General features: G+C 69.6%; 8 protein-coding genes. 4 read left to right on the top strand and 4 right to left on the bottom strand.

Annotated features, from left to right (window positions below; genetic code table 11):
• The first annotated feature begins 8 nt into the window (after window positions 1–8).
• Together RWH44_RS07470 and RWH44_RS07475 are read left to right on the top strand one after the other, a co-directional pair.
• The gene (locus RWH44_RS07470) at window positions 9–1,295 is read left to right on the top strand and encodes an adenylosuccinate synthase (protein WP_298870226.1); all 1,287 of its coding nucleotides are present in this window, start codon (window positions 9–11) and stop codon (window positions 1,293–1,295) included.
• The gene (locus RWH44_RS07475) at window positions 1,295–2,494 is read left to right on the top strand and encodes a lactonase family protein (RefSeq protein WP_316004073.1); all 1,200 of its coding nucleotides are present in this window, start codon (window positions 1,295–1,297) and stop codon (window positions 2,492–2,494) included. The genes RWH44_RS07470 and RWH44_RS07475 overlap by 1 nt, the downstream gene beginning before the upstream one ends.
• Before the next feature lie 147 nt (window positions 2,495–2,641).
• Here RWH44_RS07475 and RWH44_RS07480 read toward each other — a convergent pair whose 3' ends face one another.
• The 4 genes from RWH44_RS07480 to RWH44_RS07495 are packed head-to-tail and all read right to left on the bottom strand — an operon-like array spanning window position 2,642 to window position 7,771.
• Window positions 2,642–4,597 carry a glycoside hydrolase family 127 protein gene (locus tag RWH44_RS07480; RefSeq protein WP_316004074.1) on the bottom strand — a complete coding sequence of 652 codons (1,956 nt, stop codon included), beginning with the start codon at window positions 4,595–4,597 and terminating at the stop codon, window positions 2,642–2,644.
• 2 nt (window positions 4,598–4,599) lie between these two features.
• Window positions 4,600–5,505: a carbohydrate ABC transporter permease gene (locus RWH44_RS07485; protein WP_316004075.1), complete on the bottom strand. Its 906-nt coding sequence runs from the start codon at window positions 5,503–5,505 to the stop codon at window positions 4,600–4,602.
• Window position 5,506: 1 nt separating this feature from the next.
• Complete coding sequence (locus RWH44_RS07490; RefSeq protein WP_316004076.1) at window positions 5,507–6,415, bottom strand: carbohydrate ABC transporter permease; 909 nt, start codon at window positions 6,413–6,415, stop codon at window positions 5,507–5,509.
• A gap of 57 nt (window positions 6,416–6,472) precedes the next feature.
• Window positions 6,473–7,771 carry an ABC transporter substrate-binding protein gene (locus RWH44_RS07495; RefSeq protein ID WP_316004077.1) on the bottom strand — a complete coding sequence of 433 codons (1,299 nt, stop codon included), beginning with the start codon at window positions 7,769–7,771 and terminating at the stop codon, window positions 6,473–6,475.
• A gap of 160 nt (window positions 7,772–7,931) precedes the next feature.
• Between RWH44_RS07495 and RWH44_RS07500 the strand changes: the two genes are divergently transcribed.
• The gene (locus RWH44_RS07500) at window positions 7,932–8,954 is read left to right on the top strand and encodes a LacI family DNA-binding transcriptional regulator (protein ID WP_316004078.1); all 1,023 of its coding nucleotides are present in this window, start codon (window positions 7,932–7,934) and stop codon (window positions 8,952–8,954) included.
• Window positions 8,955–9,068: 114 nt separating this feature from the next.
• Window positions 9,069–15,269: an OmpL47-type beta-barrel domain-containing protein gene (locus RWH44_RS07505; RefSeq protein ID WP_316004079.1), complete on the top strand. Its 6,201-nt coding sequence runs from the start codon at window positions 9,069–9,071 to the stop codon at window positions 15,267–15,269.
• Window positions 15,270–15,378 lie beyond the last annotated feature (109 nt).

Below are 15,378 nucleotides of genomic sequence, written 5' to 3' on the forward strand. Positions count from 1 at the left end.
GAGCACTCATGCCCGGAATCGTGATCGTCGGCGTCCAGTGGGGCGACGAGGGCAAGGGCAAGGCCACCGACCTGCTCGGTGAGCGCACCGACTGGGTGGTGAAGTTCAACGGCGGCAACAACGCCGGGCACACCGTCGTCATCGGTGACGAGAAGTACGCCCTGCACCTGCTGCCCAGCGGCATCCTGTCTCCGGGGGTCACACCCGTGATCGGCAACGGCGTCGTCGTCGACCTCGAGGTGCTCTTCAACGAGCTCGAGGCGCTCAACGCCCGCGGCCTCGACACCAGCCGGCTCAAGATCAGCGCCAACGCGCACATCATCACGCAGTACCACCGCACGCTCGACAAGGTCACCGAGCGCTTCCTCGGCAAGCGCATGATCGGCACCACCGGTCGCGGCATCGGCCCCGCCTACGCCGACAAGATCAACCGCGTCGGCATCCGCGTGCAAGACCTCTTCGACGAGAACATCCTGCGGCAGAAGGTCGAGGGCGCCCTCGATCAGAAGAACCACCTCCTGGTGAAGATCTTCAACCGCAGATCGATCACGGCCGACGAGATCGTCGACGACCTGCTGGCCTACGCCGAGCGCGTGCGCCCGATGGTCGCCGACACCTCCCTGCTGCTCAACGACGCCCTCGAGGCGGGTGACGTCGTCGTCTTCGAGGGCGGCCAGGCCACCATGCTCGACGTCGACCACGGCACCTACCCCTTCGTCACCTCGTCGTCGGCGACCGCCGGTGGGGCCGCGACCGGCTCCGGGGTCGGCCCGAACCGCCTCGACCGCATCGTCGGCATCGTCAAGGCCTACACGACCCGCGTCGGCTCGGGGCCCTTCCCGACCGAGCTGTTCGACGAGAGCGGCGACTGGCTGCGCTCGCGCGGCTTCGAGTTCGGCACGACCACCGGCCGCCCGCGCCGGGTGGGCTGGTACGACGCCCCCATCACGCGCTACGCGACCCGCATCAACGGCATCACCGACCTCGTGCTGACCAAGCTCGACATCCTCGGGGGTCTCGAGCAGATCCCCGTGTGCGTCGCCTACGACGTCGACGGTGAGCGGTACGACGACCTCCCGGTCAACCAGACCGACTTCCACCACGCGAAGCCGATCCTGGAGTACTACCCGGGGTGGAGCGAAGACATCTCCTCGGCCCGCACGTTCGACGACCTGCCGCAGACCGCGCAGGACTACGTGCTCGCCCTCGAGAAGATGAGCGGCACGCGCATCTCGGTGATCGGCGTGGGCCCCGCCCGCGATCAGGTCATCGTGCGCCACGACCTCATCGACTGATGCGCCTCTGGGTCGGCGCGTACGCTGCGGATGCCGGCTCCGCGGAAGGCATCGGCATCCTGCAGGCCGGGGAGGCCGATGATGCGGGGGCCGGCGGGCCGCTCGGCATGGTCGGCACGGCCGTCGCCGCGCCCGGATCGCCCTCGTGGATCGCGCCGCACCCCTCGGGTGAGATCCTCTACGCCGCCCTGGAGTCCGACGGGGTGGTGCAGGCCTACCGCCGCGTCTCCGACACGCGGCTGGCTCCGCTCGGGGCGCCGATCGATGCGGGTGCGGCCGTGTGCCACGTGGCCGTCGCCCCCGACACGTCGTTCCTCGTCGCCAGCTGTTGGGGCGACGGGCGCGTGGTGCGCATGGACCTGGATGCCGCGGGCCGCCCCTCACGACCGGTGATCGCCGCCGCGGCCACCGACCCCTACGAATCGTCGGCGGAGGAGGGAACGCTCTCCACCGGCGCTCGGGTGTCGGGCGCCGTCGTCCCCGACCTCGCGGCCGCGGCCCGCGCTCTGCGCGAGGCGGCCGGCGAGGAGTACGCCCACCTCATCCCGGCGTACGACGACGTGCCCGAGACGGATGCCGAATCGGAGGAGGCCGTCGCCGGCGCCCGCGTCTCGCGCGCACACCAGGCCACGTTCCTCCCCGGGGGTCTCGTCGCGACCACCGACATGGGCCTCGACCTCGTGCGGATCTGGCGCACCGTTCCCGGCGGGCTGCGACCCGTGCAAGATGTGGTGCTCCCGAAGGGCAGCGGTCCGCGGCACGGGCTCTGGCATCCCTCCGGGCACTTCTACGTCGTCACCGAGCTCAGTCGCGAGGTGTTCGTGCTCGCCACCGACCGCGAGGGGCGTTGGCACGTGCGCTCCGGGGAGCAGCTGCTGGGCACGCTCGAGACCGACACCGCGGCTGAGCTGAGCATGGGACGTGACGGATCGGCGCTGTACGCCGGTGTGCGCGGGAGCGACACGGTCGGCGTGCTCGCCGTGCGCGGCGCGGGCGAGAGCCTGCAGCTGACCGCGCTCGCCGAGACCGGTACGCACTGGCCGCGTCACCATCTCGTGGTCGACGACACCCTGCTCGTGGCCGGCCAGCTCGCCGACGAGATCGTGTCTCTGCCGCTCGACGCGCGGACGGGTGTGCCGGGCCGCGTGCGCCATCGCACCGTCTCGCCGTCGCCCACGAGGCTGCTCGCGAGGCGCTGAGCGGCTCGGCGGCCACGGCCCGGCACGGAGCCCGCGTGCGACACCCGCGATGACTCGACGGGATCTGGTCGTCTGCTTGCGCGCGCACGAAGGCGGCGACGGCTCTCCGAAGGGGAGGGCGAGCCGACGCCGCCGGGTGCGTCGAGGTCAGACGGTGGGAATCCACACGCGCATGGTCGAAGGTCCCCGGTTACCCCAGTCGTGGTAGGTCACGAGGGGCACCGGCACGGCGGCGACGGTCGCCGGTTCGGTCGCGGGGGCATAGGGCCAGTCCTGCGGCGGACTCACGAGTGGCGCGACGCGCGCCCAGACGCGCCCGTCGCGCTCCTCCAGGGGGGCATCGCCCAGCAGACGGACCTCGCCGACGTCGTCGATGCCGACGAGGTCGACCGACTCCAGGGCGAGCACCTCCGGGCCGCGCTCGACGGCCACGCATCCGCGAACGGCATCGATCCGGGGGTCGGGGGTCACCACTCGCGGTGCCATGGGCAGGTCGAGGTGCACGAGGTCACCGGATCGGAAGGCACGGCGCACCCGCGCCGTGCCGGGCGCGACCGCCTCGCTGAGCGCGATCGTCCCGTCGGCGTTCTCGACACTCAGCCGCGTCCCCTCGGCCCAGTGCGGTACCCGCAGCGACAGCGTCCACTCTCCCTCGACCTCGTCGTTCACGCGGATCTGCACGCGGCCGTCCGCCGGGTAGGCGGTGTCGACGTCGAGTGAGACGTGTCGGCCGTCGTCGAGCGCCGTGCGGATCTCGGCGGGCGCGTATTGATGCAGCTGGATGCCGTCGGCATCCGCCGTCGCGATGTAGGCGTCGAGGCTGGCGAGCGTCCGGGCGACGTTGGGGGGACAGCACGACACCTCGAACCACGGTGCGCGAAGCGACGACGAGGCGCGCGGAGACGTGCCGTCCGGGTCGGCCTCGACGCCGGGCACGCGCTGGTGCAGCGGGTTGGCGTAGAAGAAGCTCTTCCCGTCGGCGGCCGGGGAGGTGGCGACGACGTTGAACAGGGCGCGTTCGATCGAGTCGCCGTAGGCCGCCCCGCCGTCGTTGAGCAGCAGTCGCCACGAGAACATGACCGAGGCGATGGCCGCACACGTTTCGGAGTACGCGCGATCCGGCGGCAGCTCCCAGTCGACTCCGAACGCCTCGTCTTGGTGGTGCGACCCCTGGCCACCCGTGATGTACGTGCGCCGAGCACGCGTTCGCGCCCACTGCCCGCGCAGTGCCTGCAGCAGTGCCTCGTCCTCGGTGTCGACCGCCACGTCGACCGCGCCGGCCGCCAGGTAATTGGCACGCACCGCGTGTCCGCTGAGCGCCGTGGCCTCGCGCACGGGCACGTCGTCCTGGAAGTAGGTACGACCCCACTCGATGTCGGCGAGGGTCTCGTGTCCGCGGCGGGCGACGAACAGCTCCGCCTGACGCGTGTAGCGCGGCTCACCCGTGACGCGACCGAGTTCGGCCAGGGCGGTCTCGACCTCGGGGTGGCCGCAGAAGGCGGCGATCCCGGCGGGGCCGAACACCTCGCACACCAGATCCGCGGAACGACGCGCGATCCCGAGGAGGCCGTCGTCGGCGCCCGGCCGCGTGCGCTCCCGCGCCACGGCGGCCTGAAAGAGGTGGCCCAGGCAGTACAGCTCGTGGCCCCACTCCAGGTCGGACCACCGGGGCTGCTGGCCCGGGCGGCCGAACTGCGTGTTGAGATAGCCGTCCGGCTCCTGCGCGGCCGCGACCCGGCGCACGACGGCACGGAAGGTCGCCTCAAGCTCGAGGTCATCGCCGCGACCGATCTCCCAGGCGACGGCCTCGAGGTATTTGTAGATCTCGGAATCGGCGAACTCGCGTCCGCGGCGCCCCTCCGGGAGGGTCCCCGCGGCGGCGCGGTCGAAATTGGGCAGCCAGCCCTCGGACTCGAGTCGCCCGAGCACGTGGGCGAGGGTGTGCCGGGCGTTGACGCTCTGACGTTCGCCCCAGAACCCGCCGGTGATCCGCACCTCCGAGAGCCCGAGGGGGCGGAGGGCGGATCGTCGGGGGACGACGGGGGCGACGGCGTCGGAGACGTCGGCGGTGTTCTGCGGACGGGTGGGGAGGGTGGTGGACATGGTCATCCCTTGAAGGCGCCCGACATGAAGCCGCGCACGTAGTGGCGTTGAAGGATCAGGAACAGCACGATGCAGGGCAGTGCGAGCACGACGACGCCCGCCTCGGTGACGCCGTAGTCGATCACGCCCATGGTCTGACCGCGGAGGTTGGCGACGGCCAGGGGGAGGGTGATCTTGGACTGGTCGTTGATGAGGATCAGGGGCGCGATGAAGTCGTTCCAGGCGGTCAGGAACGCGAACAGGCCCACCGTGATCAGGCCGGGCTTGACCGCCGGCAGGAGCACGCGCCAAAGGGCGGTGAGGCTCGTGCACCCGTCGACGAGGGCGGCCTCGTCGAGCTCGCGCGGCACTGACTCGAACGAGATGCGCATCATGAACATCGAGAACGGGAGCTGGAACATCGTCAGCACGAGGGCGACACCGACGAGGGAGTTCTGCAGGCCGATCGCGTTGAGGATCACGTAGAGCGGGATCAGGAGCGTCGCGTAGGGCACCATCAGGATGGCGAGGACCGAGAGGAAGAGGACGTTCTTGCCCGGAAACGTGAATCGCGCGAAGGCGTACCCGCCCAGGAACGACACGAGCAGCGTCAGGAACACCGTCAGCAGCGACACGAAGAGCGAGTTGCCGATGTAGACCCAGATCCCCGCCTGGAAGTTCGCCAGCTTGGCGTAATTGCCGAGCCCGAAGCCGTCGGTCTGGCTGGTGCCGGCCTGCGGGCTGACGGAGGCGACCCCGGTCCATACCAGCGGATAGAGGAAGATGATCGCGAGCGCGCCCGTGAAGATCCTCGACGGGATGCCCCACAGGAGGCGGTCGCTGGGACGACGACGGTCGCGGAAGCCCGGTGCGACGATCGTTCGCGTGGTGTCGGTGGCGGCGGGGGTGGGTGCCGTGGTCAGGGCCATGTCAGGCCTCCTCGGTGCGACGGAACGCGCGCAGTTGCACGACGTTGATGACCACCAGGGCGAGCAGGACGATGACCGAGAGCGCGGCCGCGATCCCGAGGCTGTTCTGGCCCTGGAAGGCGATGTTGTAGATGAGCTGGACGACGGTCATGGTGCTGTTGTCGGGCCCGCCCTTGGTGAGGATGTAGAACTGGTCGAACGCCAGCAACGAGCCCGTGACGCACATGACCGTGGTGAGGGCGAAGGTGGGACGCAGCAGGGGCACCGTGATGTCGCGGAAGATCTGCCACCGGCTACCACCGTCGATGCGTGCGGCTTCGTAGATCTCCTCGGGAATGCCCTGGAGGCCCACGAGCAGCAGCAGCATGTAGAACCCGGCGAAGCGCCAGACGATGAGGAACACCGTCGACCACAGCGCACCCTCGGGGGATCCGAGGAAGGTGATCCCCCACGACTCCATGAGCCCCGCGAAGGGACCGGCGATGGGGGAGTAGAGCACGTAGAAGAGCAGCGACGCGGATGCCAGGCCCAGCGCGCTCGGGAGGAGGAAGGCGGTTCGGAGGAACCCCTTCCATGCCGTGGACTCCTGGACGAGCAGCGCCAGGCCGAGACCGAGGCCGATGAGCAGGACGGTCGTGATGACCGTGTAGAGCACGGTGAAACGCACCGAGTCCCAGAACAGGCGGTGGTCGAGGGCATCGACGAAGTTCTGGGGGAAGTTCGGCCCCATGTTGCCGCGCAGGAGCGGCCATTCGGATCCGGACATCTGCAGCACCAGCAGCAGCGGGACGATGAAGAGGGCGGCCACGAAGAGGGCCGTCGGGGCCGCGTACAGCCAGCCCTGGATGGGCCCGCCGAGCGCGGACCGCGCATACCGACGCGGGCGTCGGATCGAGGAGGAGAGAGCCACGGTGTTCCTTCCGGGAGGAGTGGGGGCGCCGACTTGAGCCGGCGCCCCCACGGGGGATTACTGCGACAGGACGGCGGTGATCTCGTCGTTGTCGGCGTCGACCGTGTCGCCGTCGCCCAGGACGGCGTTGCGCACCAGCGAGAGCCAGGGGCTGCCCGGCGCGTTGAACGCCTGCTGGAAGTTCAGGGCGACCGGGGTCTTGCCCTTGCCGGCCACCTCGTTGATGGCGACCTGACGGGGATCCTTGGCGGCGTACTCGTTGTCAGCGAGGTCGGAGCGCGAGACCGTGCTGCCGTCCTTGGCGAGGACGCCGACCTGCGCGTCCTCGGAAGTGAGCCACGACAGGAAATTCCACGCCTGCGGGGACTGCTTCGAGTCCTTCGAGATGCCGACGCCGTCGCCGCCGACGAACGTCGACTCGCCGCCGTCCACCCCGGGAATGCCGGAGACGCCGGCGTCGAAGCTCAGACCGGACAGCAGGGTGGCTGGGAACGGCATGATGCCGACGTTGCCCTCCTGGAAGCCGGCGACCCAGGTGGCGCCGGTCTCGTCTGCGGAACCGGGAGCGACGGCCCCCGACGCCTCGAGGTCCTTCCACGTGGAGTAGACGTCCTTGGCCGCGCTGTTGTTCAGCAGCGACTCGGTGCCGTCGGCGTTGAGCACGTCTTCACCCGAGGCCCAGATGGACGGGAACCAGGTGAACAACAGGCACCCGCCGCAGTTCAGGCCGGTGGAGGTGCCGGAGACACCGGACTTGCCGAGGGCCTGCACGGCCTTGGCGGTCTTGGCGAAGTCGGAGATGGTGGCGGGGGCCTTCTCGGGGTCGAGGCCGGCCTCCTTGACGAGGTCCTTGTTCCACATCATGACCGAGAGGTCGAGGACGAACGGAAGGACGTACTCCTGCCCGTCGAGCGTGCCCGCGTCGAGGTGGCCCTGGTTGATGCTGTCCTTGTACGACAGGCCGTCGATCTGCGTGGTGATGTCTTGGAACAGGCCCTGCTGCACCCAGTTCGGAACGTAGACGATGTCGGCCGCGAAGAGGTCGGGCAGCCCGCCCGAACCGGCGGCGGCGCCGACCTTGGCGACGTAGTCGTCGTTGGGGACGACGGTCAGCTCGACCTGGTTCTTGTGCGAGGCGTTGTATGCCTCCACGAGGAGCTTCGCCTGCTTCTCGAGGGGGGCGCGCGTCCACAGGGTCAGCGTGGCGCCGTCGTCCACGCCCTCCGCGGGGATGTCCTGAGGGGCGGTGCTGGTGCCGCCGCTACCGGAGCACGCGGCGAGAGAGCCCGCGATCACTCCTGCCGTGACGACCGCCGCCACCGTGCGCAACACGGTTCGGGTCCGGAATCGCTTCATGGGTAACTCCTCTTGCTCTTCGTCGAGTCGCGCCGCGGCTTCGGTGCCGGGTCGCACATGTGATTGGGGCTCTCGAAACTTCGAAACCCGTTTCGGGACACTATCGATCATCTGGGCTATGGTCAACTACCATCGATAAGGTTTTCGGAGAGGAGTGCCGGTGACGACCAACGGAAGCACCCGTGCCGTCACGCTGGGCGACGTGGCCCGGCGCGCGAAGGTCTCCATCGCGACGGCGTCCAAGGCGCTCAACGGCCGGGAGGACGTCGCCGATGCGACGAGGCGTCGCGTGCTGCTCGCGGCCGACGAGCTCTCGTTCACCCCGAACGCGATGGCGCGGGGGTTGGTCGCCGGTCGGACCGGCACCGTCGGCCTGCTCACCAGCGATCTCGAGGGTCGCTTCATGCTCCCGATCCTGATGGGCGCCGAAGACGCCTTCGGTGCCGGCCAGGTGAACGTCTTCCTCTGCGACGCGCGCGGCGACGCGATTCGCGAGCAGCACCACCTGCGGGCTCTGCTCAGCCGTCGCGTCGACGGCATCATCGTCGTCGGTCGTCAGACCGATCCCCGCCCCTCCCTCGGCCCCGACATCCCCGTGCCGGTCGTCTACGCCTACTCGCCCTCCGACGACCCGCGCGATCTCTCACTGACGCCCGACAATCGCGCGGGCGGTCGCTTGGCGGTCGAACACCTGATCGCCTGCGGTCGCACGCGCATCGCCCACATCTCCGGCGACCCCACCTACGCGGCCGCTCAAGACCGCCTGCAGGGCGCCCGAGAGGGATTGGCCGCGGCGGGTCTGTCGTTCGTCGGCGAGCCGATGTTCTCGGAATGGACGGAGAACTGGGGCCGCAACGCGGCCGCCATGCTCCTGGCGAAGCACCCCGACATCGACGGCGTGTTCGCCGCCTCCGACCAGATCGCGCGAGGCGTGCTCGACACGGCGCGCGATCTGGGGCGCTCCGTGCCGGGCGATCTCGCGGTCGTCGGTTACGACAACTGGGAGATCCTCGCCACCAACTCCCGTCCGGAACTGACGACGGTCGACGCCAATCTGCAGCACCTGGGGCGCGTCGCCGCACAGCGCGTGTTCGAGGCGATCGACGGCGCGCGCCTGGAGTCGGGCACGACGCAGCTCCCCGTGCGGCTCATCATCCGCGGATCGACCATCGCCCGTCGCTAGCTCGATTTCGATCCGTTCGAAATTATCGAAAAGGATTGCGAAGACGTAAAGGTTTGCTTAGCGTCCCCTGAGGCGCCCCTCGGAGTTGAGGCGGGCCCGAAAGGACGAGACAGAGTGGACTCCCTCAACGGCGTCATCCCCCGCGCCTGCCGCGCCGTCGCCGCGACCATCGGCGCCACCGCCGTCGTCGCGACGATCGTGGTCGCGGCCCCGGCGCAGGCAGCCAACACAGACATCGGCTATCCGACTTTCTCGGGCAGCCCCCAACCCGTGCCGGCGACGGGGGTGGCCTACACGCCCGGCAATCAGCTGCAGAAGATCTTCGATGCCGACGTCGCCGCCGGCGCGGGCACGAGCGTCGACAACGACTTCTGGATGGACCGCATGCTTGCCCGCACGGGCGACGCGGGCAGCTTCGGCGACAACAACCAGTGGCTCTTCACCCGCGGGCGCGCCGCTTTCATGAAGGAGCACAACCCCGCCGCTCTCGGCTTCGGCGGGCAGCTGGCGTACTGGGAGGCCATCGACGGCCGCTCCGGCTACACGATCACCGCCCGGGTCGGCGGCGCCGACGTGGCCCTGACCGAGGACGTCGCGCAGCGCAAGCAGACGCCCAGCTACTGGCGCAGCGTCCATCGCGGCGGCGGCATCGAGGTCGTGCAGACGAAGTTCATCACGGATGCCAACGTGCTCGTGACCGACCTCGAGGTGCGCTCCAGGGGCGGGGCCGTCGATGTCGAACTCGTGGCATCCTCGCCCTACGCCACCACCGTCGACGGCGACGAGCTCGTCGGCCACGTCACGGCGCTGAACGACCTGACGAAGCTGTCGCCCCGCTTCTCGGGCGACGGATTCTCGCCCGCGGGCGCGACCCTCTCGCGCACCCTGTCGATCCCGGCCGGCGGCAGTGCGAGCGCCAAGGTGCAGCTGGGGCTGGTGACCGACGAGATCGCCGAGTCGCGCACCGAGTACGACGCCACCCGCGCGCAGTCGCCGGCCGAGGCGTACACGACCCACGTGACGGCCTACAACCGGTGGTGGGCCGAGAACGTGCCGTACCTCGACACCCCCGAGGACAACATCGACAAGTCGTTGTTCTACCGGTGGTGGCTCATGCGGTTCAACTTCCTCGACGCCGACATGCCGGGCAACACCTATCAGTTCCCGGTCGCCATGGAGGGCGTCCTCGGGTACAACAACTCGATCGTGCTGACCACCGGCATGTTCATCGACGACCTGAAGTACTTCCGCGATCCGATCTACTCGTACGGGCCGTGGGTCTCCACCGGCGAGACGAGCAAGAGCTACAAGTTCGTCGACAACCCCGGCGACCCCGCGAACTGGTCGAACAGCTACACCCAGTACATCTCCGAGGCGGCGTGGCGCTCGTACGAGCTGCACGGTGGCCCGACCGCGATCGCGGGGAAGCTCGCCACCTACGCCGAAGACGACGTCAAGGGTCTGCAGGACGCGTACGACTTCAACAAGAACGGCCTCATCGAGTACAACTGGGGCGCGATGACCGGCAACGACGCGGATGCCGTGTCGTTCCACTGGAAGGGCGGATACCAGGACCGCGCCGAGAACGCCTACCTGTACTCCAACGCCCTCGCCTCGGCCGAGGCCTACCGGACGGCCGGCAACACCGCCAAGGCCGACGAGATGGAGGCGTTCGCCCAGAACATCAAGACCCAGGTCATGAAGGTGCTGTGGAACCCCGACACCAAGCTCCTCGAGCACGCCATGGCCAATAACGGCGAGCACGTGCCGTGGAAGGAGATCAACAACTACTACCCGTTCTCGGTGGGCCTGGTGCCAAAGCCCGGCGACGCCGACTACAACGACGACTACGTCCAGGCGCTGCGGCTCTTCGCCGACGACAAGCAGTACCCGATCTTTCCCTTCTACACCGCAAACCAGGCCGATCAGGCCGCGTACAACGCCACCGGCGGCCAGGGCAGCAACAACTTCTCGGTCATCAACTCGACCGTGACCTTCCGGATGCTCTCGAAGGTGCTGCGCGACTACCCCACCGACGCGATCAACGCGGAGTGGTACAAGAAGCTCCTGTACTGGAACGCGTGGGCGCACTATCAGAACGGCGGTGACAACCGCCTGCCCGACCAGAACGAGTTCTGGGCCAACGGCTCGGCGAACCCGCAGAAGATCGACTACCGCTCCTGGATCCACCACACGATCCTGGGCGCGACGAACTTCACCATGATCGAGGACGCGATGGGCGTGCGCACCCGCGACGACGCCAAGATCGAACTCGACCCGATCGACATCGGCTGGGACCACTTCACCGCGAACAACATCCGGTACCGCGACCGCGACCTGACGGTCACGTGGGACGCCCCCGGTGGCACGCGGTACTACGGCGACGACGTCCCCGAGGGGTACTCCGTCTTCCTCGACGGAAAGCTCGCCTTCACCGTCGACAAGCTCTCGCACGTGGTCTACGACCCCGCGTCGGGAACCGTCGAGGTCGTCAAGGGCGACGCGAAGGTCACCACGGCCACGGCCTCCGCGGTCAAGGCCCCGCAGGACGTGCGCTTCGCCGACGACGCCCGCGTCGTCGATCTGTTCGCCAAGGCGGGTGCCGACGTCCGCACCGCCAGCACGGGCAGCGCGAACCTGGCGACCTCGGCCACCGCGACCTTCTCGGCATCCGGACGTGCGCCCTCGGGCGCCGTGGACGGGACCACGATCAACGAGCCCTTCTGGGGCACCGCGGGCTCGCCCAACGCGAAGGACTCCCTCACCGTCGAACTCGGCGGCGAGAAGACGTTCGACGACATCCGCCCCTACTTCTACGACAGCTCGTCGTCGGCGACCGCGCCGGGGTACGCCGAGCCGTCGGTGTACACCCTCGAGGTGCGTCGTGGCGGGCAGTGGTCGGTGATCCCGCAGCAGGCCCGCACGCCGGCGTATCCTCGCGCGAACTACAACCACGTGCAGTTCCCCGAGGTGACCGGTGACGCCGTACGTCTGACGGTGACCCACGCCAGTGGTTTCAAGACCGGCGTCAAGGAGCTGCAGGTCTTCCGCACGGGCGTGGCCGCTCCGGCATCCACGAACCAGGCTCCGCTGGTGACGGCGTGGCAGAACCTCCAGGGATCGGTCGGTGGCGCAGCGGCGCTGGTCGGCACGGTCAAGGACGACGGGCTGCCCGCGGGCACGGTGTCGTCGAAGTGGAGCGTAGTGAGCGCGCCCGAGGGGGCGACGGTGCTCTTCGACGACCCCGCGGCCGCCTCGACCACCGCGCGCTTCTCGGACAAGGGCCAATACGTGCTGCGCCTGACCGCCGACGACGGCGAGAAGACGTCGCAGACCGACGTCACCGTTCAGGGCGAGCCGGTCACCGCGGGCACGAACGTCGCCCCCGAGGCCACCCCGACCGCCGAGTACACGGCGGGCTGGAACAACGTCAAGGCCGTCAACGACGGCAAGGTGTTCTTCACCGGCGGCAGCCAGAGCGACATCTGGGGCACCTGGTCGGGCAATCACCCGGCGAGCCGTTGGCTGCAGTATGAGTGGAAGACGCCGCAGCGCATCGCCGGAGCCGAGATCGGTTTCTGGCGCGATCAGGACGACGTGAACTCCGCCAACGGCGTCAATGTCCCGAAGGGCTGGAAGGCGCAGTACTGGACCGGTTCGGACTGGGCCGACGTCGCCAATCCGTCCGACTACACCGTCGAGCGCGACGAGACGAACTCCGTCACCTTCGACGCCGTGACCACCACGCGGCTCCGCGTCGTGCTGCAGGCGGCGGGCAACGGGCCGTACGCGGCGGTCGCCGTCAGCGAGCTGAAGGTGTTCGCCGACGCGCCCACCTCCATCGAGCCGATCGACGTGCGCACGGCCGTCGGCACCAAGCCGGAGCTTCCGGCGACAGTGGATGCCACCTACTCCGACGGCAGCCACGCCGACCTCCCCGTGACGTGGGCCGAGGTCAGCGACGCGCAGGTCGCCGGCGAGGGCAGCTTCACGGTGTCGGGGATCGTTCCGGGCTCGCCGGTGTCGGCCAAGGCCACGGTCTGGGTCCGCGCGACGGCTCCCGGGCAGATCAACCAGGTGGATGCCGTCACAAGCCGCACCCAGCCGGGTGTCGCGCCGGTGCTGCCGAAGGCCGTGGGCGTGTTGTTCAACGACGGCTCGCGCCAGGACCTGCCGGTCACGTGGAACGCGGTCGCGGCGGAGTCCTACGCGGCTCCCGGGCAGTTCACGGTCGCCGGCACGGTGCAGAGCGACCTGCCCGGCACCAAGGCCGCCTCGGCCGCGGTGACCGTCGGTGACGGCGGCGACGACACGAAGGCGCCCACGGTGGCGTTCCAGGTGTCGCCGGCCGCGCCGGGGTCGGGGTGGTACACCCAGGCCGTCGCCGTCGATGTGACGGCGCGCGACGACCAGGACGCCTCTCCGCGCATCGAGGTGCGGGTGGATGCCGGCACCTGGGCCGCCTACACCGGCACCGTCTCGGTGACCGGCGACGGATCCCACGTCGTGCAGGCGCGGGCCACGGACGCGGCGGGCAACATCTCGCCGGTGGCGGAGCAGACCGTGCGCATCGACACCACGGCCCCGGCCGTCGAGGTCGTGACCGATGCGGTGGCCCGCACGGTCAAGGCTTCGGCGACGGATGCCGGCTCGGGTGTCGCGTCGATCGAGTACCGCCTGGGCGACTCCGGCGACTGGAAGGCGCTGACGGGCTCCGTGCTGATCGGTCTCGACGAGACGACGGTGCAGGTGCGCTCCACCGACACGGCCGGAAACGTCTCGGCGGTCGTCGAGCGGACGGTGCCGAAGGCCGACGGCTCGCAGCGGCGCAATGTCGCGCTGCTGGCCACGCCCACGGCATCCGGGACCGCCGGGTGGAACAAGGTGACCGGTCTGAACGACAACGTCCAGCCCACGTCGTCGGGAGATGTGACGCCCAACGACAACGCGAACGTGTGGGGCGTCTGGCCGGCAGTGACCGACCAGTGGGTGCAGTACGACTGGACCGAGCCGGTGACCGTCGGGGAGCTGGGCGTGTACTTCGTGTCGAACATCGACGCGCAGGGCCTGGGCATCGACGTTCCGGCGACCTGGAAGGCCGAATACTGGGATGCCGCGACGAGCGCGTGGGTGCCGGTGACGAACACGGGGCCCTACGGCACCGCGAAGGACGCGTACAACACGGTGTCGTTCGACCCCGTGGCCACCACGAAGCTCCGCCTCACCCTCGACCCCGCCGGGACCGAGCAGGGCAAGGGCAGCGTCGGCATCAAGGAATGGCAGGTGTGGGAGCAGCCGGAGACCCCGGTCCCCGACACACAGGCGCCTGTCGTGACCACCTCGGTCGACCCCGCCGCTCCGGCGAGCGGCTGGTACACCGGCACCGTCAAGGTCGCGGCATCCGCCATCGACGACCGCGACGATTCCCCGATGATCGAGGTGCGCGTCGGCGACGGCGCGTGGGCGGCCTACACCGCGCCCGTCGAGGTCGCGACCGACGGGACGACAACCGTGTCGTTCCGGGCGAAGGATGCCGCCAGCAACACCTCGGAACCCGTGGGTGTCGAGGTGAAGCGGGATTCCGCGAAGCCGACCGCTGACGTCGACTGGAACGCTGCCTCGCGCACGGTCACGCCGACCGGAACCGACGGTGGGTCGGGTGTGGCTGTCGTCGAGTACCAGCTGGGTGAGGGCCCGTGGACCGCGGCCGCGGGCGCGACCGCTGTCGGCGACGCCGCAACCACGGTGCGCGTGCGGGTGACCGACGTCGCCGGCAACATCTCGGACGTCGCCGAGGTCGCGGTGCCCGTCAAGACGACCGACCCCGGCACCGACCCCGGCACCACCCCCGGTGGCGGTGGCGGCACCGATCCGGGATCGGAGCCGACGGGTTCGCTCACCGGCAACGAGGCCGTGCGGATCGGCGTCACGCAGGTGGCCCCCGGCGGGCAGCTGCCCATCTCCGTCAGCGGGGCGGCACCGGGAACGGTGTTCGCGGTGGAGTTCCGCTCCACCCCGGCACGCCTCGGCACCCTCACGGTCGGCGCCGACGGCACCGCCAGCGGAGTGTTCACCGTTCCGGCCTACGCCGAGGCGGGCGTGCACACCCTGGCGCTGATGGTGCCCGGCGGTGAGCTCACCGCGCAGGTGACGGTCGTCGTCCCGGGAGCGTCATCGCCGCAGACGCCGCCGCTTGCCGTGACAGGTCAGGACGATCGCGCCGTCCGCGTCGGACTGTGGGTGGGCTCGACAGTGCTAGTGCTCGGATTGCTCGCGATGGGCGTGTCGCTCTACCGCCGGCGTCGCTCGCTCTGACCGGGACCGGAAAGGCCGGGGTGCGTATCCGCATCCCGGCCTTTCCGGTCTGCCCCAGAGGGGCTGCACCGCGTTTGCGTTGTCGCTTCGGCGCGACAAGGCAGTGATC

It is taken from the genome of Microbacterium phycohabitans (assembly GCF_032464935.1).
GTDB classification, from domain to species: Bacteria; Actinomycetota; Actinomycetes; order Actinomycetales; family Microbacteriaceae; genus Microbacterium; species Microbacterium phycohabitans.